This is a genomic window from Comamonas sp. Z3, assembly GCF_008121565.1.
Classification (GTDB): Bacteria; Pseudomonadota; Gammaproteobacteria; order Burkholderiales; family Burkholderiaceae_C; genus Comamonas; species Comamonas brasiliensis.
The window spans coordinates 307,963-334,537 of sequence record NZ_VOQU01000001.1; the positions used below are offsets into that span (position 1 = coordinate 307,963).

At 61.2% G+C, this 26,575-nt stretch carries 22 protein-coding genes and 1 other RNA gene; 12 read left to right on the forward strand and 11 right to left on the reverse strand.

What is annotated here, in order from left to right; all coding sequences use genetic code 11:
• Positions 1-33: 33 nt before the first annotated feature.
• Both FSY59_RS01515 and FSY59_RS01520 read right to left on the reverse strand, forming a co-directional pair.
• Entirely contained in the window at positions 34-792 is a 759-nt protein-coding gene (locus FSY59_RS01515) for a 3-hydroxyacyl-CoA dehydrogenase (protein ID WP_003057163.1), read from the reverse strand.
• A 272-nt stretch (positions 793-1,064) separates the two neighbouring features.
• Positions 1,065-1,613, reverse strand: coding sequence for a phasin family protein (locus FSY59_RS01520; protein WP_003057161.1), 549 nt, complete (start codon positions 1,611-1,613; stop codon positions 1,065-1,067).
• Between the two features lie 352 nt (positions 1,614-1,965).
• Between FSY59_RS01520 and FSY59_RS01530 the strand changes: the two genes are divergently transcribed.
• The 7 genes from FSY59_RS01530 to FSY59_RS01560 all read left to right on the forward strand — a co-directional run bounded on the left by FSY59_RS01530 (position 1,966) and on the right by FSY59_RS01560 (position 10,076).
• Complete coding sequence (locus FSY59_RS01530; protein ID WP_148728338.1) at positions 1,966-2,445, forward strand: thioesterase family protein; 480 nt, start codon at positions 1,966-1,968, stop codon at positions 2,443-2,445.
• Between the two features lie 229 nt (positions 2,446-2,674).
• Positions 2,675-3,910 (forward strand): nicotinate phosphoribosyltransferase, encoded by a 1,236-nt coding sequence (gene pncB, locus FSY59_RS01535; protein WP_003057154.1) that lies wholly within the window; start codon positions 2,675-2,677, stop codon positions 3,908-3,910.
• An 81-nt stretch (positions 3,911-3,991) separates the two neighbouring features.
• Positions 3,992-5,410, forward strand: a complete 1,419-nt coding sequence (locus FSY59_RS01540; protein ID WP_148728560.1) for a sodium:proton antiporter — start codon at positions 3,992-3,994, stop codon at positions 5,408-5,410.
• A 62-nt stretch (positions 5,411-5,472) separates the two neighbouring features.
• Positions 5,473-6,450: a D-glycerate dehydrogenase gene (locus tag FSY59_RS01545; RefSeq protein WP_003057152.1), complete on the forward strand. Its 978-nt coding sequence runs from the start codon at positions 5,473-5,475 to the stop codon at positions 6,448-6,450.
• Between the two features lie 139 nt (positions 6,451-6,589).
• Positions 6,590-6,997 carry a tautomerase family protein gene (locus FSY59_RS01550; RefSeq protein ID WP_003057151.1) on the forward strand — a complete coding sequence of 136 codons (408 nt, stop codon included), beginning with the start codon at positions 6,590-6,592 and terminating at the stop codon, positions 6,995-6,997.
• 278 nt (positions 6,998-7,275) lie between these two features.
• Entirely contained in the window at positions 7,276-8,886 is a 1,611-nt protein-coding gene (rmuC, locus tag FSY59_RS01555) for a DNA recombination protein RmuC (RefSeq protein ID WP_148728561.1), read from the forward strand.
• Positions 8,883-10,076 carry an MFS transporter gene (locus FSY59_RS01560; RefSeq protein WP_003057149.1) on the forward strand — a complete coding sequence of 398 codons (1,194 nt, stop codon included), beginning with the start codon at positions 8,883-8,885 and terminating at the stop codon, positions 10,074-10,076. The genes rmuC and FSY59_RS01560 overlap by 4 nt, the downstream gene beginning before the upstream one ends.
• A 62-nt stretch (positions 10,077-10,138) precedes the next feature.
• Here FSY59_RS01560 and lapB read toward each other — a convergent pair whose 3' ends face one another.
• From lapB to gyrA, 9 genes are all read right to left on the reverse strand, one after another.
• Positions 10,139-11,296, reverse strand: coding sequence for a lipopolysaccharide assembly protein LapB (lapB, locus tag FSY59_RS01565; protein ID WP_003057147.1), 1,158 nt, complete (start codon positions 11,294-11,296; stop codon positions 10,139-10,141).
• Positions 11,286-11,621: a lipopolysaccharide assembly LapA domain-containing protein gene (locus tag FSY59_RS01570; protein ID WP_003057146.1), complete on the reverse strand. Its 336-nt coding sequence runs from the start codon at positions 11,619-11,621 to the stop codon at positions 11,286-11,288. The genes lapB and FSY59_RS01570 overlap by 11 nt, the downstream gene beginning before the upstream one ends.
• A 111-nt stretch (positions 11,622-11,732) precedes the next feature.
• Entirely contained in the window at positions 11,733-12,056 is a 324-nt protein-coding gene (locus FSY59_RS01575) for an integration host factor subunit beta (RefSeq protein WP_043371680.1), read from the reverse strand.
• 109 nt (positions 12,057-12,165) lie between these two features.
• Positions 12,166-13,848 (reverse strand): 30S ribosomal protein S1, encoded by a 1,683-nt coding sequence (gene rpsA, locus FSY59_RS01580; RefSeq protein WP_003057144.1) that lies wholly within the window; start codon positions 13,846-13,848, stop codon positions 12,166-12,168.
• A 198-nt stretch (positions 13,849-14,046) separates the two neighbouring features.
• Positions 14,047-16,119: a bifunctional 3-phosphoshikimate 1-carboxyvinyltransferase/cytidylate kinase gene (locus FSY59_RS01585; protein ID WP_148728339.1), complete on the reverse strand. Its 2,073-nt coding sequence runs from the start codon at positions 16,117-16,119 to the stop codon at positions 14,047-14,049.
• A 106-nt stretch (positions 16,120-16,225) separates the two neighbouring features.
• Entirely contained in the window at positions 16,226-17,122 is an 897-nt protein-coding gene (locus FSY59_RS01590) for a prephenate dehydrogenase/arogenate dehydrogenase family protein (protein WP_148728340.1), read from the reverse strand.
• On the reverse strand, positions 17,122-18,222 hold the full coding sequence (pheA, locus tag FSY59_RS01595) for a prephenate dehydratase (RefSeq protein ID WP_003057141.1): 1,101 nt from the start codon (positions 18,220-18,222) through the stop codon (positions 17,122-17,124). The genes FSY59_RS01590 and pheA overlap by 1 nt, the downstream gene beginning before the upstream one ends.
• Positions 18,223-18,344: 122 nt before the next feature.
• Positions 18,345-19,454 carry a 3-phosphoserine/phosphohydroxythreonine transaminase gene (gene serC / locus FSY59_RS01600; RefSeq protein ID WP_019043391.1) on the reverse strand — a complete coding sequence of 370 codons (1,110 nt, stop codon included), beginning with the start codon at positions 19,452-19,454 and terminating at the stop codon, positions 18,345-18,347.
• 128 nt (positions 19,455-19,582) lie between these two features.
• Positions 19,583-22,279: a DNA gyrase subunit A gene (gyrA, locus tag FSY59_RS01605; RefSeq protein WP_043371685.1), complete on the reverse strand. Its 2,697-nt coding sequence runs from the start codon at positions 22,277-22,279 to the stop codon at positions 19,583-19,585.
• A 229-nt stretch (positions 22,280-22,508) separates the two neighbouring features.
• On the opposite strand from gyrA, the gene ompA reads away from it, so the two are divergent.
• The 5 genes from ompA to FSY59_RS01630 all read left to right on the forward strand — a co-directional run bounded on the left by ompA (position 22,509) and on the right by FSY59_RS01630 (position 26,478).
• On the forward strand, positions 22,509-23,156 hold the full coding sequence (ompA, locus tag FSY59_RS01610; RefSeq protein WP_003057138.1) for an outer membrane protein OmpA: 648 nt from the start codon (positions 22,509-22,511) through the stop codon (positions 23,154-23,156).
• An 83-nt stretch (positions 23,157-23,239) separates the two neighbouring features.
• Positions 23,240-23,953 (forward strand): bifunctional 2-polyprenyl-6-hydroxyphenol methylase/3-demethylubiquinol 3-O-methyltransferase UbiG, encoded by a 714-nt coding sequence (gene ubiG / locus FSY59_RS01615; protein ID WP_003057136.1) that lies wholly within the window; start codon positions 23,240-23,242, stop codon positions 23,951-23,953.
• Between the two features lie 5 nt (positions 23,954-23,958).
• Positions 23,959-24,618: an HAD-IA family hydrolase gene (locus tag FSY59_RS01620; RefSeq protein WP_003057135.1), complete on the forward strand. Its 660-nt coding sequence runs from the start codon at positions 23,959-23,961 to the stop codon at positions 24,616-24,618.
• A gap of 19 nt (positions 24,619-24,637) precedes the next feature.
• Positions 24,638-25,014: a transfer-messenger RNA gene (gene ssrA, locus FSY59_RS01625) on the forward strand.
• Positions 25,015-25,230: 216 nt separating this feature from the next.
• Complete coding sequence (locus FSY59_RS01630; RefSeq protein ID WP_054076035.1) at positions 25,231-26,478, forward strand: integrase arm-type DNA-binding domain-containing protein; 1,248 nt, start codon at positions 25,231-25,233, stop codon at positions 26,476-26,478.
• The last annotated feature ends 97 nt before the right edge of the window (positions 26,479-26,575 follow it).

The window sequence follows — 26,575 nt, forward strand, 5'->3', positions numbered from 1 at the left end:
GAAAAGGCCTTGCGACAAGGCCTTTGACCTTCATTACTTGGGTGCCATGCGAATGGCGCCATCCAGGCGGATGACTTCTCCGTTGAGCATGTCGTTCTCCAGAATCTGCTTGACCAGCTTGGCGTAATCCTCTGGCTTGCCCAGACGGCTAGGGAAGGGCACGCTGGCGGCCAGCGCATCCTGCACTTCCTGGGGCATGGTGAACAGCATGGGAGTGCCGAAGATGCCGGGAGCAATCGTCATATTGCGGATGCCACTGCGTGCCAGGTCGCGGGCAATGGGCAAGGTCATGCCGACCACGCCGCCCTTGGAAGCCGAGTAGGCAGCCTGTCCGATCTGGCCGTCATAGGCCGCAACGCTGGCGGTGGAGATCAGAACGCCGCGCTCGCCTGTAGGCTCTGGCTCATTCTTGCTCATGGCATCGGCCGCCAGTCGAATCATGTTGAAGGTGCCGACCAGGTTGACCATGATGGTCTTGGTATAGACGGCCAGGCTGTGCGGGCCACTCTTGCCTACGGTTTTTTCGGCCGGTGCAATGCCGGCGCAGTTGATCAGGCCGGCCAGCTTGCCCAGGCTGGTGGCTTTGGCGACCACGGCCTGACCGTCGGCCTCATTGCTGACATCGCAGCGCAGATAGACGCCGCCGATCTCGCTGGCCACGGCCTCGCCGCGCTCTGCATTCATGTCGGCAATCACGACCTTGCCGCCATTGGCGGCGAGCATGCGCGCTGTGCCTTCACCCAGGCCCGAAGCGCCACCGGTCACGATGAATACGCGATCCTGAATCTGCATGAACTGTCTCCTTGTTTGATGTCCATTGACGTTGACGTAAACGTCAATTATGCACAGGGCGGAAGAGCTGGCGACCTGAGGAAAGCGCGCATAAAAAAAAGCCCAATCACGGGGATTGGGCTTTGAAGGGATCCATGAAACGGGGGTTTCAGGAGGATCCAAGGAGACAACTTGCGCAAGGTCGGCATTCACATCAATGCATGCCGACCTGACATGCTGGTGATTATAGGGTAAACCCTAGGTCTTTGCCAAGCATGCCAATAACCATGTGCTTAACGCTTGGCAGTGGTAGTGGCCTTGACAGCTTCGGTTGCTGTCTTGGTAGCCGCGTTGAAATTGGCTTCGGCCATGTCGGAGGCTTGCTTGACCGCCTTTTGCACGGATTCGAAAGCGTTGTTGGCGGCAGAAACGGCGCTCTTGACCATGGCCACAGCGGACTCGGAGCCGGCAGGCGCATTCTTCGTGGAATTGTCCAGCAGGGAGTTGAAGCTCTTGCGGGCTTCGGTGGATTGCACTTCCAGAGCCTTGTTGAATTCGCCGGCAGTGTTGCTGGCAATGTCATACAGATGGCGGCTGTAGGAGGCAGTCTTTTCGGCCAAAGGCTGGAACAGGCCGGCTTGCAGAGTCAGCAGTTCCTGGGCGTCCTTGACGCTTAGCACGGCTTGGGTGTGCTGGGCAGCTTCGGTCAGGGCGGCACGCGAAGCGGTGACGTTCAGTTCCACCAGCTTTTCCACGCCTTCGAAAGCTTTGCTGGTCAGGCCGAACAGCGTCTCGAAGTGGGCTTTTTGTGCGCTCAGGATTTGGTCAGGGGTCAGGCTCATAGCAATTCTCCAAAATTACGGATCAAACAAAGGGATCGGACCGGAGGAAACTTCTGCTCTGACATCGCCGCTAGCTCTGAGCCAGTTCTATGTTGCAGTGCAGCATGAGTGCATTGTGAAAGAGAATTTGCAGCAATGCAAGCTTTAATTTGTTGCGTTGCAGCAAAAAGATTGATGACTCTTTGTTTTCGATAAGTATTTGATTTTTAAAAACTTTGTTATGTCTGATAACTGACAAAAAAATCCATAGCTGTGTTTTTTGATGCGCTGCGTCATGTGTTGGCGAGCAGTGACTTCCAGGCCCTGTCGCGGTGGTGCTGGCGGCGCCTGGGCTCCTCTGCACAATGGCTGCATGACTGCATCCTCCAACCATGGCAAACCCTTGCGCGCCCAGCCACAGGCGCGTGACTCCTATCCTGTGTTTCGCGACATCAGCACGCGCTGGTCGGATAACGATGTCTACGGTCATGTGAACAACGTCATCTACTACAGCTGGTTCGATACTGCGGTCAACGCCTATCTGATAGAGCAGGGCGCGCTGGATATCCATGAAGGCCAGACGATCGGCCTGGTCATAGAGACGCAGTGCAATTACTTTGCCTCGCTGGCTTTTCCGCAGCGGGTACAGGCAGGCATTCGCGTGGCCCATCTGGGCAGCTCCAGCGTGCGCTACGAGGTGGGGCTGTTTGCTGAGGGCGAGAGCCAGTCGGCTGCTGCCGGGCATTTTGTACATGTCTATGTCGACAGACAGTCGCGCCGGCCCGTGGCCTTGCCCCAGGCCTTGCGTGCGGCCCTGCAGCCGCTGCTGCGTGCAGAGCCGGTTGGCGAATAGTAAAAAGATAGCTTCTTGCGTATGCCTGTCAAGCGTTCAAGGGCGATTTGAATCGGGTATCCGGCGGCGCTTGCAAAGCCGGCATCGGCACGAAGCACTTAGGGGCAGCGACCACGGTACAGGGTGTGGAATCGCCTACACTCGTCAGTCTATGTTGAGGCTGGCTTAGCCTGTGTTTTGAGCCAGCCTTGTTCCATGACTGAACGGACCGCCAGGCCCACCGTCGTCCATGATCATCACCAGTCTGCTAGACACCGACCTGTACAAATTCACGATGATGCAGGTGGTGCTGCATCAGTTTCCGGGCGCGCAGGTGGAGTACCGCTTCAAATGCCGCAACCCTGGCGTGCAGCTGGCTCCGTACGTCAATGAAATTCGCGAAGAGATCCGTTCTCTGTGCAAGCTGCGCTTTCAGGATGCCGAGCTGGCCTATCTGAGTTCGCTGCGTTTCATCAAGAGCGATTTTGTCGATTTCCTGAGCCTGTTCCAGCTCAACGACAAATACATCACGGTCACGCCCCTGGCCAGCGGCGAGATCGACATCACCATCCAGGGCCCTTGGCTGCACACCATCCTCTTCGAGATCCCGGTGCTGGCCATCGTCAACGAGGTGTATTTCCGCAATACCCAGCCCGTGCCCAACTTCCTGGAAGGGCGCAAGCGTCTGGACGAGAAGATCGAGTTGCTGCAGGCGCCTGGCCTGGAGTCGCTCAAGATTGCCGATTACGGCACTCGCAGGCGCTTTTCCAGGGCCTGGCATGAAGAGGTTCTGCGGGTGCTTTGCGCCAGGCTGGGTCACTCGGGGACGGCGCGGGTCAACGGCCAGCGCAAGGGGCAACTGGCGGGCACCAGCAACGTGCTGTATGCGATGAAGCTGGGCCTGATCCCGCTGGGGACCTTGGCCCACGAATATCTGCAGGCCTGCCAGTCGCTGGGCCCACGCCTGCGCGACAGCCAGATCTTCGGCTTCGAGTCCTGGGCGCGCGAGTACCGGGGCGATCTGGGCATTGCGCTGTCCGACGTCTATGGCATGTCGGCCTTTCTGCGTGATTTCGATCTGTACTTCTGCAAGCTGTTTGACGGCGCGCGCCATGACAGCGGCGACCCGTTTGACTGGGGTGAACGCCTGATCGCGCATTACAAGGCCAACAAGATCGATCCGCTGAGCAAGGTGCTGATCTTCAGCGATGGGCTGACGATCCCCAAAACCATCGGGCTGTTCGAGCGCTTCAACGGTCGCTGCCAGTTGGCGTTCGGCATCGGCACCAATCTGACCAACGATCTGGGAAATCCTCCCGAGCATATGCCCTTGCAGATCGTGATCAAGATGACACGCTGCAACGGGCAGCCGGTAGCCAAGCTCTCGGACACGCCGGGCAAGAGCATGTGTGACGATGAAAAATATCTGGCCTATCTGCGTCAGGTGTTCAGCATTGCGCCGCCGGAGCCGGTCGCGCCGGCTTAAAAATCAGGAATCAGAGGCGGCAGCCGCGCCGGCTGCAGGGCCAGAATCAGGGAGGATGGGCGTTTGATCAGCAAATCTTGGATGAAGGCCGCAGCTGCCGCGTTTCTGACGCTGGCGGTGGGCGCTGCGCGAGCCGCAGAGATCAATGGCGCGGCCATGTCGGTCGCCTGGGGCATACCGTTTGTGGGCATGTTGCTGTCGATTGCGCTGATGCCGCTGCTGCTGCCGCAATTCTGGCATCACCATTTCGGCAAGGTCACCGCCGGCTGGGCGCTGGCCTTCATGCTGCCTTTTGCCCTGGTTTACGGGCCGGGCGCGGCGGGCATGAATCTGGTGCATGCCCTGCTGGCCGAGTATCTGCCGTTCGTGATCCTGCTGACCGCCTTGTACACGGTGGCTGGCGGCATCTATGTGCGAGGCAATCTGCGCGGCTCGCCGGGACTGAATACCGCCATTCTGGCCATTGGAGCACTACTGGCCAGCTTCATGGGCACGACAGGAGCTTCCATGCTGCTGATCCGCCCCTTGCTGCGCGCCAACGACAACCGCCGTCATCAGGCCCATGTGGTGGTGTTCTTCATCTTTATCGTCTCCAATGCCGGGGGGGCTCTGACGCCGCTCGGAGATCCGCCGTTGTTCCTGGGATTTCTGAAGGGGGTGGACTTCTTCTGGACGGTGAGCCACATCTGGGGCCCGATGTTGTTCCTCACGCTGGCGCTGCTCGCCGTCTTCTATGTGCTGGATCACAGGCTGATGGGGCATAAGGGCGAGACCGATCTGCCCGATCCCACGCCCAGCATGGACGCGACCGGCGCTCGCAGCCGCCTGGGCTTTGAAGGCCGCGTGAACTTTGTGCTGCTGATGGTGGTGGTAGCTCTGGTGCTGGTCAGCGGCATCTGGCGCACTCCTGCTGGCTTCGAGATTGCCGGCACCCATGTCGGTCTGCCTGGTCTTGTGCGCGATCTGGGCCTGCTGGCCGTGGCGCTGCTGTCGCTCAAGCTCACGCCAGCCCGCGTGCACCGGGCCAACGAGTTCGGCTGGGGGCCCATGCAGGAAGTGGCCAAGCTGTTCGCAGGTATCTTCCTGACCATCATTCCCGTCATTGCCATGCTCAAGGCGGGTGCCGAGGGGCCGTTCGGTGCCGTGGTACGAGCCGTGACCAATGCCGATGGCACGCCCAACCCGGCCATGTATTTCTGGGCCACGGGCCTGCTGTCTTCCTTCCTCGACAATGCTCCGACCTATCTGGTGTTCTTCAATACCGCCGGAGGCGACCCCGCGCACCTCATGACCGAGATGGCGCTGACGCTGACCGCCATCTCTGCCGGTGCCGTGTTCATGGGCGCCAATACCTATATCGGCAATGCGCCCAATCTCATGGTCAAGGCGATTGCCGAAGATCGCGGCGTGAAGATGCCGGGCTTTTTCGGCTACATGCTCTGGTCGGTCTGCGTGCTGGTGCCGCTGCTGGTGCTGATCACCTGGATCTGGTTTCTATAGGCCGTGAAAGCGCGGCCTGGCAGTAGTGCTGCCATCACCCATCACTTGAAGAGGAAACAACGATGAGCAACAAGCCTCGCATTCTGATCGCCCGTGCCATTTCACCCGAGGTGGTGCAGCGGCTGCAGCAGCACTTTGAAGTGCAGTCCAATCAGGACGATGTGGTCTGGTCTCCAGCTGAGCTGGCACAGCAGCTGCAGGGCAAGGATGGCGTGCTGACCACGGGCTCGCAGCGCATCGATGCCGAATTGCTGGCCGCCTGTCCGCAGCTCAAGATCGTGGCCAATATGGCGGTGGGCTACAACAATTTCGACGTGCCCGCGATGACGGCCGCAGGCGTGCAGGGCACGAATGCCCCCGATGTGCTGACCGAGACCACGGCCGATTTCGGCTTTGCCTTGCTGATGGCCACGGCGCGCCGCATTACCGAGAGCGAGCACTATCTGCGTGCCGGGCTCTGGAAGGATTGGCATTACGACCTGTTTGCCGGCGCCGAGGTGCATGGCAGCACGCTGGGGATTCTGGGCATGGGCCGCATCGGTCAGGCAATTGCGCGTCGTGCGGCCTACGGCTTCGGCATGGAGGTGATCTATCACAATCGCTCGCGTCTGGATGCTGGACTGGAAGCCGAGTGCAAGGCCAGCTATGTCGGCAAGCAGGAGTTGCTCGAACGTGCGGATCACCTGATGCTGGTGCTGCCGTTCACCCCCGAGAACCGCCACACCATAGGTGCGGCAGAAATGGCCCTGATGAAGCCCACGGCCACGCTGATCAATATTGCGCGCGGCGGCATCGTGGATGATGCGGCGCTGGCCCAGGCGCTGAAAGATGGGCGCATTGCCGCAGCGGGGCTGGATGTGTTCGAAGGCGAGCCGGCCGTGCATCCCGAGCTGCTGACGGTGCCGAATGTGGTGCTGACACCCCATATCGCCAGCGCCACCAAGGGCACGCGTACGGCCATGGCCTCTCTGGCGGCGGACAATCTGATCTCCTTCCTGGCTGGCAAGGGGCCGTTGACACCCGTCAATCAGCTTGGCTGATGCGTCTCCATTACGTCGGCTCTCGTCACATCAGTTTGAGGGCGGATGCGTGATCTGAGCGCTTTTTCGGCTTTGATAATTTCTGCCCGCATGGCGTGTGAACGCGCAGCGGGCTTTTCTTATTTCAAGCGAGACAGCAATGCCTTTTATCCGCACCAGCGTCCACAAGGACACCACGCCCGCCCAGCGCCAGGCCATCGTCAACGGGATTCATCAGGCCTTGATCGATGGCATCGGCATGCCTGCCGATGAGTTGTTCAACATGGTTGATGACTATGACGAGCAGAAGTTCTTTTTCAGCCGCACCTTCAACGGCTACCAGCGCTCGGATCGTGTGGTGGTGGTGGAGATCACCATGCGTCGTGGCCGCAGCGATGCCATGAAGCGTTCCCTCTACGCCCATATCGCAGCCAATCTGGAAAAAGATGCGGGTGTGGCCCCCAGCGACGTGTTCATCTTCACGCACGAAAACGACTATTCCGACTGGTCGGTGGGCGGTGGCAAGTTCGCCATGGCCATTGCCCAGCAGGTCGGCCCCGACGCCTGATTCTTGCGTCAACCGATTGCAGCCTCGCTGTCGCCAAGGCTGCAACCGGGACCAGCACTTTTGTCAGCATTGGATTTTTCGTGGCTCTGAGGGCTGATAATTTGCCTGCGCGCTAGCGCTTGCAAACTTCAGTCTGCAATGCCTGTTGCGAATTTTCAATGCAAAACAGCCCGTAGCGCTTTGCTCGAGAGCGCTTCCAGCTATGAAAACAAGAGTGTGAAAGGCGTGGCAAGACAGTGACTACGTGGTGGCTTGGGTTGGCGGCGGTGGCCGCATTGATGGTGGCCCTGCTCCTGGTGCTGCTGTGGTGGCTGCAGGGGCTGCGCCGTCAGACGCAGCTGGCTCTTGGTCCTGATGCGATGAGGCTGCAAGCCCAGCTGCTGCAGGGATTGCAGGCGCTGGATGTCAGGCTGCAGCAGCTGGAGCGCAGCAGCCAGAGCACCCAGATGACGGTGGCCAAGAGTGAGGGTGCCCTGGATCGTGTCACCCAGCATGTGCAGACCCAGCTGGCCCAGACCCAGCAAGATGCGCTGGCCGCGCGGCGCGAGCAGGCGGTGGCGCTGGCTTCCTTTCGTGAAGAGGTGGCTCAGCTTGCGCAGCGGCTGACGGGCGACAGCCAGCAAGCTCGCGCGGCACTGGCCCAAAGCAGTGCAGAGCAGGCCGTCCATGTCCAGCAGCGCTTCGAGGCACTGGCCGAGACCACACGTGGCACGCTGGACTCGCTCAAGGGTGATATCCAGCACCAGCTCACGCATATGAGTACCAATATGGGGGCTGCGCTCAAGGATCAGCTGGGCAGCAATGGCGAGCAGCTGCGCCATCAGTTTGCCGTGTTGCAGGACGCGGTGAGCCAGCAGCTGGCTGCGCTGACGCAGGGCCAGCAGACCACGGCCGAGCAGTTGCGTGCGACGCTCAACGAGCGCCTGGCCACGATTCAGAGCGACAACGCCCTCAAGCTCGACGAGATGCGCCGCACCGTCGATGAAAAACTGCATGCCACGCTGGAGCAGCGTCTTGGCGAATCCTTCAAGCTGGTCAGCGACCGGCTGGAGCAGGTGCACAAGGGGCTGGGCGAGATGCAGACCCTGGCGGGCAGCGTAGGCGATCTGAAGCGCGTGATGACCAATGTGAAGTCGCGTGGCACCTGGGGCGAGCTGCAGCTGGGCAGCATCATCGACAATGTGCTCACGCCAGAGCAGTACGCCAGAAACGTCAAGACCGTGCCTGACAGCGATGAACTGGTCGAGTTCGCCATCCGGCTGCCGGGGCGCAACGACGAGCAACCCGTATGGCTGCCCATTGATGCCAAATATCCGGTCGAGCATTACCAGCGCCTGCAGGATGCGCAGGACAGCGCGGATCGCGTGGGCATTGTCGCGGCAGGCAATGCCTTCGAGACATCGATTCGCGGCGAAGCCAGAAAGATTGCGAGCAAGTATGTCGCGCCGCCGCACACCACGGACTTCGCCGTCATGTATCTGCCCAGCGAGGGCCTGTTTGCCGAGGTACTGCGGCGTCCGGGGTTGGTCGAGGCGCTGCAGAACGAGCATCGCATCGTGATTACCGGTCCCGCGAATCTGGCCGCCATGCTCAGCAGCCTGCAGATGGGCTTCAAGACGCTGGCGATCGAGAAGCGCTCGTCCGAAGTCTGGGGTGTGCTCGGTCAGGTCAAGACCGAGTTCGGCAAGTTCGGCGAGGTGGTCGAGGCCACGCGCAAGTCCATCGATGCCGCTGCGCGCAAGTTCGATCAGGTGGGTGTGCGCACGCGCGCCATTCAGCGTCATTTGCGCAATGTGCAGGAGCTGCCGAATGAAGCCGGGCAGGAGCAGCCCCTGTTTCCGGCCACATCGCCTGGAGGCGATCAGAGCGCCAGCGAGGACGAAGAATGAATGCAGCCCTGCTGCGCCTGATCCTTGCGCAAGTCTGTATCCACGGCACCATGACCGGAATGCGCATGGCCACGCCGCTTTTGGCGCTCAAGGAGGGCTATAGCGCAGCCGCGGTCGGCATGCTGCTGGCGCTGTTTGCACTGACCCAGGTGTTTCTGTCGCTGCCCGCCGGGCGCTACGCAGACCGTCACGGGCTCAAGCGCCCGCTCATTATCAGTGTGGTGGCCGCCTGTTCCGGAGCGGGAGTGGCCGTGCTGTTCCCGATCTATCCGGTGCTGTGTCTGAGCGCTTTGTTGACGGGCGGCGCAGCCGGCATGGCGCTCATCGCCCTGCAGCGCCATGTGGGGCGCATGGCACACAACAAGGACGAGCTGCGCAAGGTCTTCAGCTGGCTGGCGATTGGCCCAGCCATTTCCAACTTTCTGGGACCGTTTGCGGCCGGGCTGCTGATCGACTATGCAGGCGCAGAAGCGGCCAGCACCACGGGCTTCAGGGCCGCCTTCCTGCTGCTGACCCTGATGCCTCTGGCGGCCTGGTTCTGGGCGAGAACGGTGCAGGAGCTGCCGGCGCTGCAGGCCGAGAGCGCGAACCAGAAGGCAACGGCCTGGGATCTGGTGCAGAACCGGGGCTTCAGGCGCTTGTTGCTGCTGAACTGGGCGCTTTCCTCTTGCTGGGATGTGCATACCTTTGTCGTGCCCATTCTGGGTCATGAACGCGGACTGCCTGCCTCGGTGATCGGCAGCATCCTGGGGGCTTTTGCGATTGCAGCGGCCGTGATCCGCCTGTTGATGCCCATCATCACGCGCCATATGGCCGAATCGCAAGTGGTGCTGGGCGCCATGGTTGCCGCCTGCGCCCTGTTCATCGCCTACCCCTTCATGCCCGGCGCCTGGAGCATGGGCGCCTGTTCGGTCTTGCTGGGCGTGGTGCTGGGATCGGTGCAGCCCATGGTGATGAGCATGATTCATCAGATCACGCCACCCGAGCGTCATGGTGAGGCGCTGGGATTGCGCATGATGGCCATCAACGGCTCCAGCGTGCTGATGCCGGTGCTGTTCGGCTCGCTGGGCACGGTGGTCGGTGTCTCGGCCCTGTTCTGGGCCGTGGGGGCGCTGGTCGGGGTGTCCTCGCGCCTGCCCTGGCTGATCGGCAAGCAGGATATGCCGGCCGATGAGTGGGGCGGCCATTAACCGGGGCGGTCACGTGCATTAAAAAAGAGCGCCCTGGGCGCTCTTTTTTCTTCGAGAAGTGCTTACAGCTCTTCGACCCTGCGTGCCGGGTAGCTATCCCAGCTCTGGCAGCCGGGGCAATGCCAGAAATGGGTGCGGGCTTCAAAGCCACAGGCCGCACAGCGGTAGCGGGTCAGGGGTTTGGTGGCATGGTTCAGTGCCTTTTGCACGGTGGCATGGTACTGCTCTTCGGTCAGGGTCTCGCCTTCCAGCCATTGAGCGGCCGCTACCAGGGACGACTCATGCTCCAGATGCTGCACCAGGCGCTGGCGGCCGGGGGCTTCTGCATCCCCGCTTTTCTGATCGACTGCGACCAGTGCCTGCAGCAGGTCCAGCGAGGGGGCCTGCGCATAGTGCTTGAGCAGCAGATCGCGAGCCTCGGCGAGCGCGCCCGTTGCTTCGGCCACTTCCACCAGTAGGCTGGCAGCCAGGGGCAGGGCTGCGGGGCTGTTCTGCGCCAGCGCCTGAAGGCTGGACAAAGCCTGCTCGGACCGGCCCTGGCGATGCTGGAGCTGGGCCAGCTCCAGTCGGGGGCGCGGAGCTTGTGGCGCAGTCTCCAGGGCCTGCTGCAGCTGCGCAAAAGCCTTGTCGAGCTGGCCATGGGCCACCTGGGATTGCGCATCTTCGCAAAGATAGTGGGCCAGGCGGGTGCTGAAGTCTCCCTGGCCTGCGGCCTGCATCTTGCGCACGATGGCCGCTGCCTGGGCCCAGTCGCGCGAGCGCTCGTAAATGGCCAGCAGTGCCAGGCGTGCCTCGCCTTCGTACTGCGTGCCTTCCAGGCGGTTCAGAGCCTCCTCGGCGCGGTCCAGCAGGCCGGCCTTGAGAAAGTCCTGTGCCAGTGCATGCTGGGCACGGTCCCGGTCGGGGCGGGTGAGGTCGGCGCGGCTGAGCAGATGCTCGTGGACGCGCACCGCACGGTTGTATTCGCCGCGGCGGCGGAACAGATTGCCCAGTGCAAAGTGCAGTTCGGTGGTGTCGGGGTCGTTCTGTACGGCCTCGATAAAGGCATCGATGGCCTTGTCCTGCTGCTCGTTGAGCAGAAAATTCAGGCCTTTGAAGTATGCCTTGGGAGCCTGGCGGTTGTCGGCACGCACCTGGCGCAAATCCCAGCGGGATGCCAGCCAGCCCAGCACAAAGGCCGCAGGCAGGCCCAGCAAAATCCAAGTCAGATTAAATTCCATGCACGTCGCCCGGCGCAATGATCGAAGAAGAGTTCTGTTCCTTCACCGCAGGTGCTGCACTGGTGGCGTTGGCTGCGGTGTTCGGTGCCTGTTGAGTGGCCTGTGCTTCGCGCGCTGCGCTGCGATGCTTGAGCCAGCGCGGCACCATGCCCAGCACCCCGACAAAAAGGCCCAGCGCAAAAGCCGCCAGCACCACCAGCACCAGAGGTGCCGTCCAGGCCGTGCCAAAGAAGAAATGCACGGTGGCGTCTTGCTGGTTGTTGAGCGCGAATGCGAACAGAGTGAAAAAAATGGCTGCCTTGAGCAGCCACAGCAGGTATTTCATGCTTCCCTTTATGCGCCTTGTGTGACGGGAAGATTTTAGGCCAGCCTATGTGCGGGCTGGCAAACAGACTGTAGGGTCAGCCTCGGGCTGCACTGGCAGTGCCTGCGGTAATCAGGCGATCTTGGGCTGCTGTGCCGCAGAGGAGTCGTCGGCCTTGAGATTGTCCACGGCTTCGCGCAGCGCCTTGCCGGGCTTGAAATGAGGAACGCGCTTGGAAGGAACCTGAACGGACTCGCCCGAGCGGGGGTTGCGGCCTATGCGGGGCTGGCGGTGATTGATGGCAAAGCTGCCAAAGCCGCGAATTTCAATACGGTGACCGCGCACCAGGGCATCGCTGACGGCATCCAGAATGGTTTTGACGGCCTGCTCGGCATCACGTTGGTTGAGTTGGCCAAATTGGGCGGCAAGTTCTTCGACGAGATCGGATCGGGTCATCGGGTGACGGAGGCTCTAGGTTGAAAACAACAACGGGCGCACAGGGCGCCCGTTGTCTTTGACGCTTGGCGGTCAGTCAGACGAGCTGGCTGACCGGCTGATGCAAGATTTACTTGTCAGCGTCCAGCTTGGCGCGCAGCAGAGCGCCCAGGCTGGTGGTACCAGCGTTTTCCTTGGAGGACTGAGCCGACAGGGAAGCCATGGCGACTTGCTGTTCAGCGTGATCCTTTTGCTTGATGGACAGCTGGATGTTGCGGCTCTTGCGATCCACGTTCACCACCACGGCAGTCACTTCGTCGCCTTCCTTCAGGACGGAACGAGCATCTTCCACGCGGTCTTGCGAGATTTCGGAAGCGCGCAGGTAGCCGATGATGTCTTCGCCCAGGTCGATTTCAGCGCCCTTGGCGTCCACAGTCTTGACCTTGCCGGTCACAACTTGGCCCTTGTCGTTCACGGTCACGAAGGTCGTGAAGGGATCGCTGTCCAGCTGCTTGATGCCCAGGGAGATGCGCTCGCGCTCAACGTCCACGGCCAGCACGATGGCTTCGACTTCTTGACCCTTCTTGTAGTTACGAACAGCGGCTTCGCCGGCTTCGTTCCACGACAGGTCAGACAGGTGCACCAGGCCGTCGATACCGGCAGCCAGACCCACGAACACGCCGAAGTCGGTGATGGACTTGATGGGGCCCTTCACGCGGTCGCCGCGCTTGGTGTTCTGGGCGAATTCTTGCCAGGGGTTAGCCTTGCACTGCTTCATGCCCAGGGAGATGCGACGCTTGTCTTCGTCGATTTCCAGAACCATGACTTCCACTTCGTCGCCCAGGGACACGAGCTTGGTGGGAGCAATGTTCTTGTTGGTCCAGTCCATTTCGGAAACGTGCACCAGGCCTTCGATGCCGGGTTCCAGTTCCACGAATGCGCCGTAGTCAGCAATGTTGGTGACCTTGCCGAACAGACGGGTAGCGGAGGGGTAGCGGCGAGCCACGCCCATCCAGGGATCGTCGCCCATTTGCTTCAGACCCAGGGACACGCGGTTCTTTTCGGTGTCGAACTTCAGGATCTTGGCAGTGATTTCCTGACCAGCAGTCACCACTTCGGAGGGGTGACGCACACGGCGCCATGCCATGTCGGTGATGTGCAGCAGGCCGTCGATACCGCCCAGGTCCACGAACGCACCGTATTCGGTGATGTTCTTGACCACGCCCTGAACGATAGCGCCTTCCTTCAGGGTTTCCATCAGCTTGGCGCGCTCTTCGCCCATGGAAGCTTCCACCACAGCGCGGCGCGACAGCACCACGTTGTTGCGCTTGCGATCCAGCTTGATGACCTTGAATTCCAGGGTCTTGTTTTCGTAGGGAGTCAGGTCCTTGATAGGACGTGTGTCGATCAGCGAACCGGGCAGGAAAGCGCGGATGCCGTTGACCAGAACGGTCAGGCCGCCCTTGACCTTGCCGGAAGTGGTGCCGGTCACGAATTCGCCGGATTCCAGAGCCTTTTCCAGCGACAGCCAGGAAGCCAGACGCTTGGCGGTGTCACGGGACAGGATGGTGTCGCCGTAGCCGTTTTCGATGGAGCCGATGGCCACGGACACGAAGTCACCCACTTGGACTTCGACTTCGCCCTGGTCGTTCTTGAACTCGTCGAGGGGCACGTAGGCTTCCGACTTCAGGCCGGCGTTCACCACCACGAAGTTGTGCTCAACGCGCACGACTTCAGCGGTGATAACTTCGCCAGGACGCATTTCGGTGCGTGTCAACGACTCTTCAAAAAGGGCGGCAAAAGATTCAGACATGTAGTTCCTTGCCCGCAACCAGGTTTCCGCCGGCACCATTGCCAAGCGTTTTTAAGACTGATTGCGGAGGTTGTGGGTTTTTGGGCCCACGGGGTTAAAGGTTAACAACCTTGCTGCCGGTTCGCGGTCTGCGAAAGCCTGGCATCAAGGGCCAACAAGCCAGATGCGGGGCTGCCTCGAAAACTTCAAGCCGAAGTCTCAAGAGCGGCCAAACGGCTGGCGTTCCTGCCACCACGACAGCACCTGGGCAACCACTTCTTCAATGGTCATTTCGGAGCTGTCGAGCTGCAAAGAATCCTCGGCGGGCTTGAGCGGAGCGGTGGCGCGATTCATGTCGCGCGCGTCTCTTGCCTCAAGGTCTGCCAAAAGGGTGGACATATTAGCTGAAATTCCTTTGGAAATCAACTGTTTATATCGGCGCTCCGCGCGGCACTGGGCAGATGCCGACAAATAGACCTTGAGCGGGGCGTGGGGGAAGATGACCGTACCCATGTCGCGGCCGTCGGCCACCAGTCCCGGCAGAGCCTGGAAGGACAGCTGCAGATCCACCAGCGCGGTGCGCACGGCGGGCAGGGCCGAGACGCGCGAGGCGTTCATGCCGGCTTCTTCGCTGCGAATGGCCAGGCTGATATCCTCGTCGCCGAGCCATACACGCTGCTGCGCATCGAAGCGCACTGGCATGTCCAGCGCCATTTCGGCAATGGTTTCCTCGTTCGATTCGTCAAGCGTCATGCCGGCACGCGATGCGGCCAGGCCGGTGATGCGATACAGCGCGCCGGAGTCCAGCAGCTGGTAGCCCAGGGCCCTGGCGACTTCTGCGGCAATCGTGCCCTTGCCGGAGGCCGTGGGCCCGTCGATGCAGATCACGGGAACATGCTCGCGCTCGGCTTCGCTGACGGAGAACAGTGCCTCGAAATAGTCGGGAAAGGTCTTGGCCACGCATTTGGGGTCTTCGATGCGCACGGGCAGCTTGGCCGGGTTGAAGGCCGCCAGAGAGAAGCACATGGCGACGCGGTGGTCGTCATAGGTGTGGATGCTGGCTGCTTTCCAGGCGGCCTTGCCGGCCGGGGGAGTGATGCGGATGTAGTCCGCACCTTCTTCTACCGCGGCGCCGAGCTTGCGCAGCTCGATCGCCATGGCGGCAATGCGGTCGGTTTCCTTGACGCGCCAGCTGGCGATGTTGCGCAGCGTGGTCACGCCGTCGGCATACAGCGCCATGGTGCCCAGCGTCATGGCCGCGTCGGGAATATGGTTGCAATCGAGGTCGATGGCTTTCAGAGGCCAGCTGCCACGGCTGACCTGCAGCCAGTTGGGGCCGCTTTCGATCCGGGCGCCCATGGCCTGGGCGGCCTCGATGAAGCGGATATCGCCCTGGATCGAGTCCTGGCCTACACCCAGAATGCGGATGCTCTTGGGTTGCGGCGCGTTGTCGGCATCGGCGTCATCGGTGGTGCCGGTGGCAATCGCGCCCAGCGCGATGAAGTAGCTGGCCGACGAGGCGTCGGCCTCCACATGGATGGCGCCGGGCGACTGGTAGTGGCTGCCAGCGGGGATCACGAAGCGCTGCCAGCGGTCGTTTTTCACGGCAATGCCGAAGCGCGCCAGCAGCTCCAGCGTGATGTGGATATAGGGCCTGGAGATCAGCTCGCCCACCACCTCGATGGAGATGTCGCGCTGTGCCCCGGGGACATTGGCCAGCAGGGGCAGGGCCATCAGCAGCGAGGTCAGGAACTGGCTGGAGACATCGCCGCGCACCTTGATGGAGTCGGTGCCCAGCTGGCTGAAGTCGGGCTGGCCGATCTTCAGGGGCGGAAAGCCTTCGTCCTTCAGATAGTCGATCTTGCAGCCCAGCTGGCGCAGCGCGTCGACCAGGTCGCCGATCGGGCGTTCGTACATCCGGGGCACGCCGGTCATCTCGAAGTCGCCTCCCAGCACCGACAGCGCCGCAGTCAGCGGGCGCATGGCCGTACCGGCATTGCCCAGGAATAGCGTGGCCGCAGTGCCGGCCGGCAACTGACCGCCGATGCCGGTGACCTCAATGGCCCGGCCGGGGGTGACGACGTCCGGGCTGATGCTGCAGCCCAGTTGCTTGAGTCCGGCCAGCATGACGCGGGTGTCATCCGAATCCAGCAGGTCGTGAATGGTGGTGGTGCCCTGGCTCAGCGCGGCCAGCAGCAGCACGCGATTGGAGATGCTCTTGGAGCCGGGCAGGCTGACGGTGCCGTTGGCGGAGTCCAGTGCGGGCAGATCCAGAAATTCGGTGGTGAACATAAAACTCTCGTAACCCCTGCGCAGCCTGGCTGCTTCGACACCGGGCTGCGCGGCGGGCGTTTCCCGGTGTCTGTGGCGGTTGGGTGAATAGATCGACGCCGCTAGTTTAAGAGCCTCGCTTGCCGCCCATGGTCCATTCGGCGCGCGCGGCGCTGGCCAGGGTCAGGCGATCCTGCAGGCCCTGGCCGTCGTTGGCCTGCATCAGCCCTTCGAGCTGCTCCAGCGCCTGGCGGAACTGGCGCGACTGGGTCAGCACCTGATCGCGGTTGGCCAGCAGCACATCGCGCCAGAGCTTGGGGTCGCCTGCACCGATGCGCGTGAAATCGCGAAAGCCGGGCCCGGCCAGCGCCAGCATATCGTCGGCACCGGGCTGGTTCAGCACGCTTTGCATCATGGCAAATGCCAGCAGATGGGGCAGGTGGCTGACGGTGGCGAGTGCGCTGTCATGGGCCTCGGGCGACATGGCTGTGACCTTGCATCCGAGGGCCTGCCACAGCGCCTGGGCCTTGGCCAGATGCGCAGTCAGCGTGCGCTCCGTCGGGGTCAGCACGACCTGGGCACCCTGGTAGAGCTTGACATCGGCGTGTTCCACGCCGGCCACTTCCTTGCCGGTGATGGGGTGGGCGGGCACAAAGCTGCCGATCTGGTCGCGCAGCGCCGAACGTGCGGCCTGCACCACATCGACCTTGGTGGAGCCTACGTCCATGATCATCATCTGGGGTGTGACCAGATGCTTGATGGACTTGAGCGTGGCCTCGGTGGCCGCCACGGGCACGGCCAGCAGCACCAGATCGGCGCCGGCCGCCGCCAGCAGGGCGGAAGGTGCCTCCACGTCGATCACGCCCATCTGGCGGGCGCGTTCGGTGGTCGAGGGCGATTTGCTGTAGCCCACCACGCGCTTGACCAGGCCGGCCTTCTTGAGTGCCAGAGCGAAGGAGCCGCCCATCAATCCGCAGCCGATCAAGCCGAGCTGCTCGAACGGCTGCAATTCCTGAGCTGCCATCACTTGCTCACCGGGTAGGTGCCCAGCACCTTGTAGAAGGCGCACAGGCCCTGCAGCTCCTGCAGGGCGGCGGCCACATTGGCCTGGGCCGGGTGGCCTTCGATGTCGATGTAGAAGTAATACTCCCATTGGCCGGTGCGGGCCGGACGCGACTCGAAGCGCGTCATCGAGACGCCATGCCTCTTCAGCGGCACCAGCAGGTCATGCACGGCGCCGGCAGTGTTGGGCACCGAGACCACCAGGCTGGTGCAGTCGCTGCCGCTGGGCGCGGCCGTGGCCAGCGTGTGCGGCAGGCAGATGACGGCGAAACGCGTGCGGTTGTAGGCATCGTCCTGGATCGCGTGGCTGACGATGTGCAGGCCGAACTGCTGGGCGGCACGTTCGCCGGCAATGCCGGCCCAGTTGGGGTGCAGGGCCGCCAGGCGCGCGCCTTCGGCATTGCTCTCCACAGGGCGACGTTCGGCATGGGGCAGATGCTTGGACAGCCAGCCCTGGCACTGGGCCAGAGCCTGGGGGTGGGCGGCCACGACTTCGATGCCGTCCAGCGTATTGCTGGTGCGCATCAGGTTGTGGCGGATCAGCATGCTGACCTCGCCCACCACATGGCAGGGCGTGTGCAGGAACATGTCCAGCGAGCGCGTGACCACGCCCTCGTTGGAGTTCTCCACGCCCACCACGCCGTACTGGGCGCTGCCGGCGGCCGTGGCATGAAAGACTTCCTCGAAGCTGTTGCAGTACATCAGGTCGGCCGCGCCGCCGAAGTACTGGATCGCCGCTTCCTCGCAGAAGGTGCCGGCAGGGCCGAGCACGGCCACGCGCTGGGGGGATTCCAGCGCCAGGCAGGCCGACATGATCTCGCGCCAGATGGCGGCCACATGCGCGCCCTTGAGCGGGCCGGGGTTGTTGGACTTGATCTTCTCGATCACCTGGGCCACGCGGTCCGGGCGGAAGAAGGCCGAGCCTTCCTTCTTCTTGAGCTCGCCCACCTGCTCGGCCACATGGGCGCGCTGGTTGACCAGCTCCAGCAACTGGCGGTCCAGGGAGTCGATCTGGTTGCGCAGCGACAACAGCTCGGGGCTGGCTTGGGGTTCTTGGCTCATGAATCTCTCAAATTTCGTAGCTGCTAACGCAAGTTGCACAAGGATTTCAGACCAAAACCTTGTTGAAGTGCTTGCAGATAAAGCGCCGGCAGCTCATCTTTTTACAAGGCTAAAGGCGGGACTCAGGCCTGACGTTGCTCGAAGTCCCGCATGTAGTCGACCAGCGCCTGCACGCCTTCGATGGGCATGGCGTTGTAGATGCTGGCGCGCATGCCGCCCACGGACTTGTGGCCCTTGAGCTGCAGCAGGCCGGCTTGCTTGGCGCCGGCCAGGAAGGCGTCGTTGCGCGACTCATCATGAAGGAAGAACGGAATGTTCATGCGCGAGCGGCAGTTCGCGGCCACCTTGTTCACATAGAACGAGGACTGGTCCACATAGTCATAGAACAGCTTGGCCTTGGCGATGTTGCGCGCTTCCATGGCTGCCACGCCGCTGAGGCTGCCTTCCGTCTGGCGCTTGAGCCACTGGAAGGTCAGGCCGGCCATGTAGATGCCCCAGGTGGGAGGCGTGTTGTACATGCTGCCGTTGTCGGCCACGGTTTTGTAATCAAACGCCGAGGGGCAGACGGGCAGGGCATGGCCGAGTAGGTCTTCGCGCACGATGACGATGGTCAGGCCTGCGGGGCCGATGTTCTTCTGCGCGCCGCCAAAGGCCAGGCCCACGCGGCTCCAGTCGATGGAGCGCGAGGCCACATGCGAGGAGAAGTCGATGACCAGGGGCGCATCCGAGCCCAGGGCCTGGAGGTCGGGCAGCTCGTGGAACTCCACGCCGTGAATGGTCTCGTTGCTGCAGATGTGCACGTAGCTGGCGCCGCGGCTCAGATTCCAGCTGCTGGCGGCGGGAATCGTGGTGTAGTTGCTGTCCTTGGCGGTGGCGGCCACATTGGCATCGCTGGCGTACTTGGCGGCTTCCTTGGCCGACTTCTGACTCCAGCTGCCGGTCACCACAAAGTCCACCACGCCGGCGCGCGACAGATTCATGGGCACGATGGCGTTTTCGGCAATGCCGCCGCCTTGCATGAACAGGATCTTGAAGTGGGCGGGCACGGCCAGCAGCTCGCGCAGATCGGCTTCGGCGGCTTCGTAGATGCTGATGAATTCCTTGCCGCGGTGGCTCATTTCCATCACCCCCATGCCGGAGCCGTGCCAGTCCAGCATTTCGGCGGCTGCGGTTTGCAGCACTTCTTCAGGGATGGCGGCGGGGCCTGCGGAGAAGTTAAAAGGGCGGTTCATCAGATTTACGCTCAAAACATGTGAAAGCGCTTGTCTGGCTTGCGCTTTCAGCTATCAAAACATTGGGCCACGGGCATGGATCATGCCCGTGGCGTCCTGTCCGTATCGGGGCAGCCGGGGCTGGCCGATCAGGATGCGTCGCCGGACTCGGCTGGGCCTTCGGCGGCGGCGCTGCCGGAGTCTTCGGCTTCGCCGTCCTCGCCGGCACCGTCGTTCGCATCATTTTCGACGATGCGCTGCAGGCCGATGAGCTTGGCGCCGGCGTCCAGATTGATCAGCGTCACGCCCTGCGTGGCACGGCCCAGTTCGCGGATTTCCGCCACCCGGGTACGCACCAGCACGCCGGTGTCGGTGATCAGCATGATCTCGTCCTCGGGCGCCACCAGGGTGGCGGCCACCACCTTGCCGTTGCGCTCGGACTGCTGGATTGCAATCATGCCCTTGGTGCCGCGGCCGTGGCGCGTGTATTCGCTGATGGCCGTGCGCTTGCCGTAGCCGTTTTCGGTGGCGGTCAGCACGCTTTGCGAGCCCGCCACCACATTGCCCGTGCCGTCGTCGGCCTCGGCGACCAGCATGGCGATCACGTTCTGATGCTCCTCGATGTTCATGCCGCGCACGCCGCGCGCATTGCGGCCCATGGGGCGCACATCGTTCTCGTCAAAGCGCACTGCCTTGCCGCCGTCGCTGAACAGCATCACATCATGCTTGCCGTCGGTCAGCGCGGCGCCGATCAGGTAGTCGCCTTCGTCCAGGCCCACTGCAATGATGCCGGCCTTGCGCGGGTTGCTGAACTCGGTCAGCGCCGTCTTCTTGACGGTGCCCATGCTGGTGGCCATGAAGACGTAGTGATCTTCGGGGAAGCTGCGGTTTTCGCCGGTCAGCGGCAGCACCACGTTGATCTTCTCGCCGTCCTGCAGCGGGAACATGTTGACGATGGGGCGACCACGCGAGCCGCGCGAGCCCGAGGGCACTTCCCAGACCTTGAGCCAGTACATGCGGCCACGGTTGGAGAAGCACAGCAGATAGTCGTGCGTGTTGGCGATGAAGAGCTGGTCGATCCAGTCGTCTTCCTTGGTGGCCGTGGCCTGCTTGCCGCGGCCGCCGCGCTTTTGCGAGCGGTACTCGGACAGGGGCTGGCTCTTGATGTAGCCGGTGTGCGAGAGCGTCACCACCATGTCGGTGGGCGTGATCAGATCTTCGGTGGACAGGTCTTGCGCGCTGTACTCGACGGTGGAACGACGCTCGCCCTTCTTGGACTGACCGAACTCGGCCTTCACGGCGTTGAGTTCTTCGCCAATGATGATGGAGACGCGCTCGGGCTTGGCCAGGATGTCCAGCAGGTCTTCGATGACCGACATGATGTCCTTGTACTCGGCCACGATCTTGTCTTGCTCCAGGCCGGTCAGGCGCTGCAGACGCATCTGCAGAATTTCCTGGGCCTGGGTTTCGGACAGGCGGTACAGGCCGTTGCCCTGCATGCCGAATTCGACTTCCAGGCCTTCGGGGCGGTAGTCGTCGGCATTGACCACACCGCCGTCGGTGCGCGTGCGGGTGAGCATCTCGCGCACCAGCTTGCTGTCCCAGGATTTTTCCATCAGCGCCGCCTTGGCCACGGGAGGTGTGGGAGCGTTGCGGATGATGGCGATGAAGTCGTCGATATTGGCCAGCGCGACGGCGAGACCTTCCAGCACATGGCCGCGGTCGCGCGCCTTGCGCAGCTCGAACACGGTGCGGCGGGTCACCACTTCGCGGCGGTGCTCCAGGAAGACCTGGATCAGATCCTTCAGATTGCAGAGCTTGGGCTGGCCGTTGACCAGTGCCACCATGTTCATGCCGAAGGTGTCTTGCAGCTGGGTCAGCTTGTAGAGGTTGTTGAGGACCACCTCGGGCACTTCGCCGCGCTTCAATTCGATCACCAGGCGCATGCCGGACTTGTCCGACTCGTCCTGGATATGGCTGATGCCCTCGATCTTCTTTTCGTGCACCAGCTCGGCCATGCGCTCCTGCAGCGTCTTCTTGTTGACCTGGTAGGGCAGCTCGTCAACGATGATGGACTGGCGCTGGCCCTTGTCGATGTCCTCGAAGTGGCACTTGGCACGCATCACCACGCGCCCGCGGCCCGTGCGATAGCCTTCCTTGACGCCGTTGATGCCGTAGATGATGCCGGCCGTGGGGAAGTCCGGCGCGGGAATGATCTCCATCAGCTCGTCAATCGAGGCATCTGGGTTCTGCAGCAAATGCAGGCAGCCGTCCACCACCTCGTTGAGGTTGTGCGGCGGAATGTTCGTGGCCATGCCCACGGCAATGCCCGAGGAGCCGTTGACCAGCAGGTTGGGCAGGCGGCTGGGCAGCACCAGTGGCTCGCTCTCGGAGCCGTCGTAGTTGGGGCCGAAGTCCACGGTCTCCTTGTCGATGTCGCCCAGCATTTCATGAGCGATCTTGGACAGGCGGATTTCGGTGTAACGCATGGCGGCGGCACTATCGCCGTCCACCGAGCCGAAGTTGCCCTGACCATCGACCAGCATGTGGCGCAGCGAGAAGTCCTGCGCCATGCGCACGATGGTGTCATAGACCGCGCTGTCGCCGTGAGGGTGGTACTTACCGATCACGTCACCGACGATACGCGCCGACTTCTTGTAGGGGCGGTTCCAGTCGTTATTGAGTTCGTGCATGGCGTACAGAACGCGGCGATGCACGGGCTTGAGGCCGTCACGCGCATCAGGAAGCGCCCGGCCCACGATCACGCTCATGGCGTAATCGAGATAACTGCGACGCATCTCCTCTTCAAGGCTGATGGGCAGAGTTTCTTTAGCAAACTGGGTCATGTCTAGTGATACTTTGACGGCTGGAAAACAGCCATTTTAGGTCGAATGGCGTGTGGCAGCAGAGCAACATAACTGAGGAATTACATAGCTGTCCTACTTGTTGGTGCCTAGTTGACAACACTCTTGCATGTTACGTATGGCACAATCATTTCAACGTTTTTGGTGATGGTCACTGATGACGTCCACAGATTCGCAGCCCTGCTGCGGCTTTTTCCCCAAGAGGAGAACCATGAAGAAACTGAACAAAGTGGCGATGTTGTTTGCCTCTGCTGCCCTCGTGACAGCCGCTGGCGCACAAGTGAAGGCTGCTGACGGTGGCAAGACTATCGACAACTGGCAAAACGGCACCAGCGAACTGGTGTGGAAGAACGGCACGAACGAATTGTGCTGGCGCGATGCCAACTGGACTCCTGCTACTGCCGCTGTTGATTGCGACGGTGCTCTGAAGGCCCAGGTCACTGCAGCTCCTGCTCCCGCCGTTGTGCCTCCCGCTCCTGTGGCTCCCCAGCCTGCAGTGGCATCCAAGGTTACCTACTCTGCTGACGCTTTCTTCGACTTCGACAAGTCCGTGCTGAAGCCCGCAGGCAAGGCCAAGCTGGATGACCTGACCGGCAAGATCAAGGACATCAACCTGGAAGTCATCATCGCCGTGGGTCACACCGACTCCATCGGTTCCGATGCTTACAACCAGAAGCTGTCGGTGCGTCGCGCTGAAGCTGTGAAGGCTTACCTGGTGTCCAAGGGCATCGAAAAGAGCCGCGTGTACACCGAAGGCAAGGGCAAGAAGCAACCCGTGGCAAGCAACGCCACTGCTGCTGGCCGCGCTCAAAACCGTCGCGTGGAAATCGAAGTTGTGGGCACCAAGGCTGCTCAGTAATCTTTCGATTGCTACACAAAAAGCCCCGGCAACGGGGCTTTTTTTATGCCCGATCCATCGTGGTAATCGCGGACAATGGCGGCATGAGCAACACTATCAATGCCGACCCGGCAGAACTGGAAAAATTCTCCAGCCTGGCCCATCGCTGGTGGGATCCCGAGAGTGAATTCAAGCCACTGCATCAGATCAACCCCCTGAGACTGGACTGGATCAACGCCCAGGCGCCCCTGGCGAACCAGCGTGTGCTGGACGTGGGTTGCGGCGGCGGCATTCTGGCAGACTCCATGGCGCGCAAAGGGGCCAAGGTGGTGGGTATCGACCTGGCAACCAAGGCTTTGCGCGTGGCGCAGTTGCATGCTCTGGAAACGGGCACGCCCAATATTCAGTACCATGAGGTCAGCGTCGAGCAGCTGGCGCAGGAGCAGCCGGCCAGCTTTGATGTGGTGACCTGCATGGAAATGCTGGAGCATGTGCCCGATCCCGCATCCATCGTGCGGGCCTGTGCTCAGTTGGTCAAACCTGGTGGCTGGGTGTTCTTTTCCACCATCAACCGCAATGCCAAGGCATTTGCGCTGGCGATCGTGGCTGCCGAATACATGCTCAAGATGATCCCCAAGGGCACGCATGAATACGGCAAGCTGCTGCGCCCCAGCGAGCTGGCTCGCTTTGCGCGCGAAGCAGGCCTGGATGCCCAGGGCACCAAGGGCATGGAGCACAACCCGATCTCGGGGCGCTACTGGCTGAGCAATGACACCTCGGTCAATTACATGCTGGCAACACGCCGCCCTCAGGAGTGATAGTCATGTGGAGACATGTGAGAGCCGTTCTTTTTGATCTGGATGGCACCTTGATCGACAGCGCTCCCGATCTGGGGGCGGCAGCGGACAAGATGCGTGTGGATCGCGGCATGCCTTCGCTGCCGCTCAATGCCTACCGCCATATGGCCGGAGCCGGGGCACGCGGAATGCTGGGCATTGCGTTCGGCATGACGCCGGAGTCTGCAGGTTTTGCGGAAATGCGTGAGGAGTTCTTTCGCAATTACGAGCAATGCATGACCGAGCGCACCTATGCTTTTGAGGGTGTGCCGGAGCTGATCCAGGCCTTGGAGGCTGGCCCGTTGCTGTGGGGGGTGGTGACCAACAAGTCCATGCGCTTCACCGAGCCGCTGACGCGTCAGATGCCCTTGTTTGCTCAGGCTGCGGCCGTGGTGAGCGGGGACACGACGCCGCATTCCAAGCCTCACCCCGAGCCTCTGTTTGAAGCCGCGCGACGCATGCAGATCGCTCCCGAGCATTGCATCTATGTCGGCGATGATGAGCGCGATATTCAGGCGGGTGCCGCTGCGGGTATGAAAACCGTAGCAGCACGCTATGGTTACCTTGGAACGACAGCAGATACGGCTCATTGGGGTGCCGATGCGCATATCAATTCACCCCTTGAGCTGTTGAACTTGCTGGGATGAGGCTAGAATAGGCAACTAAGGGGCTGTCCTGGTTTCGACGTGGGTTCGGGACCGGTGCGGTGCATGTCGAGCTTGAGTGATGCTCGTAAATCTCCATTCAAAAAACTAACTGCAAACGACGAACGTTTCGCACTCGCCGCTTAATCCGGTGAGCCTTGCAACAGCACGCTAGTGGGCTGGGCAAGGGGGTAGCAATACCTCCCGGCTGCAAGGGAATTTACATTAGCTGGCTGGATACCGGGCTTCTTGGTATTTGGCGAGATTTAAGGAAGCTGGCTACCCAGACAGCGTGTGCCTGCGGGGTTTGGGTGGCGAGATTCAAAACAGAGCACTAAACATGTAGATCTGTCCGGCGAAGGCTTACGGACGCGGGTTCAATTCCCGCCAGCTCCACCATCTACCCATCCAAAGGGATTCAATGAAGTTCATTGAATCCCTTTTTCTTTTGTTAAATCAACAACTTAGAGTGCAAATAAGTCTAAAGAAATTTAACCTCTGCCAAGAGCACTAGGGGGAACATTTGGGGGAACAGAGGCTTGAAATGGTAGATTTACCCCCGTTGTTCCCCCATTTCCCTCTAGAGCAGGGCATTTTTGAGAGGTTTGTTCCCCCATGTTGACCGATGCACAGTGCAGGAATGCCACTTGTTCCCCCGGCGTGAAGAGAGAGCGCTTTTCTGATTCGGGTGGTTTGTACCTAGAAGTCAGTCCCGCCGGGTCGCGGCGATGGTTTTGGAAGTACAGGAAGGATGGTAAGGAAGGGCGTTTGGCTTTGGGGAGCTACCCGCAGGTTAGCTTGTCGGCTGCACGAAAGGCGCGAGATGTTGCGCGCTTGCAAAAGTCCGACGGTGTGGATCCGGCAAAGGCTCGCAAGCTTGAAAAGTTAGTCAATCCAACGGGAATAGGCAGCACCTTCAAGTTGGTGGCCTTGGACTGGCATGAACGACAGGTGACCCGCTGGAGCCCTGGGCATGCTGAGAGAACACTGAGGCAATTGGAGCGTGACTTGTTCCCCTGGATCGGTGATAGAGAGATGGCCGAGATCCAGCCAATGGAACTCTTGGCTGTGCTTCAAAAGGTTGAGGAGCGTGGTGCAATTGAGACAGCCGACCGCGCTCTAATGCTTGCTCGGCAAATTTGGCGTTATTGGCTACCAACGGCCAACAACACTCAGCGTGACATCACAGAGGGGTTGAAGGCGCGGTTGACCCCTTATCGTGGAAGCAATTTCCCAGCGATCGTGGAGCCGGAGCGCTTTGGTGAGCTTTTGAGGGCAATGTATGCCTACAAAGGTGGCCCATTCGTGCGAACGGCACTTTTGCTGGCACCGTTGCTTTATCAGCGCCCAGCCAATCTGCGGATGATGGAGTGGGAGGAGCTTGATTTGGATGGGCAGCTGTGGACGATTCCTAGCGCAAAAATGAAGCGCTCTGTGCAAGAGAAGGAAAACGGCGAGCCGCATGTTGTGCCGTTGCCCAAACAGGCGGTGGCGATGCTTCGTGAGTTGAAGCCTCTCAGTGGACGTGGCCGTTATGTTTTCCCTGGCCAGCGAGATCATGACAGGCCCATGTCAGATAACTCTGTGCGCACGGCCTTATATAGCCTCGGGTTTGGCGATGAGCAAAGCTGGCATGGTTTTCGTGCCAGCGCCAGAACCATGTTGGTTGATCAACTGGACCTTGATCCACTGGCGATTGAGGCTAATCTGGCGCATGCCGTCAAGGATGCGAACGGAAGGAGCTACAACCGCACCAAGTACTTGGCAAAGCGTTTTGAGCAGATTCAGCAATGGGCTGACTACCTTGATCGACTGCGTAATGGTGGGGCCAATGTGGTTGCGTTGCATCAGCGTGTAGGCTGAAACTCGGATGCATCCGTGCACTGGCATGTGCTTCTTGATCAATGTTGAGAAAGGCATCCGTTCTCTGTGTCCCCTCTGTTTGATAATGAGATCATAA

Excerpts from the sequence above, each read along its gene's own strand:
- FSY59_RS01515 (WP_003057163.1), bottom strand. The coding sequence starts at position 792 with ATGCAGATTCAGGATCGCGTATTCATCGTGACCGGTGGCGCTTCGGGC.
- FSY59_RS01520 (WP_003057161.1), bottom strand. The coding sequence starts at position 1,613 with ATGAGCCTGACCCCTGACCAAATCCTGAGCGCACAAAAAGCCCACTTC.
- FSY59_RS01530 (WP_148728338.1), top strand. The coding sequence starts at position 1,966 with ATGACTGCATCCTCCAACCATGGCAAACCCTTGCGCGCCCAGCCACAG.
- pncB (WP_003057154.1), top strand. The coding sequence starts at position 2,675 with ATGATCATCACCAGTCTGCTAGACACCGACCTGTACAAATTCACGATG.
- FSY59_RS01540 (WP_148728560.1), top strand. The coding sequence starts at position 3,992 with ATGAAGGCCGCAGCTGCCGCGTTTCTGACGCTGGCGGTGGGCGCTGCG.
- FSY59_RS01545 (WP_003057152.1), top strand. The coding sequence starts at position 5,473 with ATGAGCAACAAGCCTCGCATTCTGATCGCCCGTGCCATTTCACCCGAG.
- FSY59_RS01550 (WP_003057151.1), top strand. The coding sequence starts at position 6,590 with ATGCCTTTTATCCGCACCAGCGTCCACAAGGACACCACGCCCGCCCAG.
- rmuC (WP_148728561.1), top strand. The coding sequence starts at position 7,276 with ATGGTGGCCCTGCTCCTGGTGCTGCTGTGGTGGCTGCAGGGGCTGCGC.
- FSY59_RS01560 (WP_003057149.1), top strand. The coding sequence starts at position 8,883 with ATGAATGCAGCCCTGCTGCGCCTGATCCTTGCGCAAGTCTGTATCCAC.
- lapB (WP_003057147.1), bottom strand. The coding sequence starts at position 11,296 with ATGGAATTTAATCTGACTTGGATTTTGCTGGGCCTGCCTGCGGCCTTT.
- FSY59_RS01570 (WP_003057146.1), bottom strand. The coding sequence starts at position 11,621 with ATGAAATACCTGCTGTGGCTGCTCAAGGCAGCCATTTTTTTCACTCTG.
- FSY59_RS01575 (WP_043371680.1), bottom strand. The coding sequence starts at position 12,056 with ATGACCCGATCCGATCTCGTCGAAGAACTTGCCGCCCAATTTGGCCAA.
- rpsA (WP_003057144.1), bottom strand. The coding sequence starts at position 13,848 with ATGTCTGAATCTTTTGCCGCCCTTTTTGAAGAGTCGTTGACACGCACC.
- FSY59_RS01585 (WP_148728339.1), bottom strand. The coding sequence starts at position 16,119 with ATGTTCACCACCGAATTTCTGGATCTGCCCGCACTGGACTCCGCCAAC.
- FSY59_RS01590 (WP_148728340.1), bottom strand. The coding sequence starts at position 17,122 with ATGGCAGCTCAGGAATTGCAGCCGTTCGAGCAGCTCGGCTTGATCGGC.
- pheA (WP_003057141.1), bottom strand. The coding sequence starts at position 18,222 with ATGAGCCAAGAACCCCAAGCCAGCCCCGAGCTGTTGTCGCTGCGCAAC.
- serC (WP_019043391.1), bottom strand. The coding sequence starts at position 19,454 with ATGAACCGCCCTTTTAACTTCTCCGCAGGCCCCGCCGCCATCCCTGAA.
- gyrA (WP_043371685.1), bottom strand. The coding sequence starts at position 22,279 with ATGACCCAGTTTGCTAAAGAAACTCTGCCCATCAGCCTTGAAGAGGAG.
- ompA (WP_003057138.1), top strand. The coding sequence starts at position 22,509 with ATGAAGAAACTGAACAAAGTGGCGATGTTGTTTGCCTCTGCTGCCCTC.
- ubiG (WP_003057136.1), top strand. The coding sequence starts at position 23,240 with ATGAGCAACACTATCAATGCCGACCCGGCAGAACTGGAAAAATTCTCC.
- FSY59_RS01620 (WP_003057135.1), top strand. The coding sequence starts at position 23,959 with ATGTGGAGACATGTGAGAGCCGTTCTTTTTGATCTGGATGGCACCTTG.
- FSY59_RS01630 (WP_054076035.1), top strand. The coding sequence starts at position 25,231 with ATGTTGACCGATGCACAGTGCAGGAATGCCACTTGTTCCCCCGGCGTG.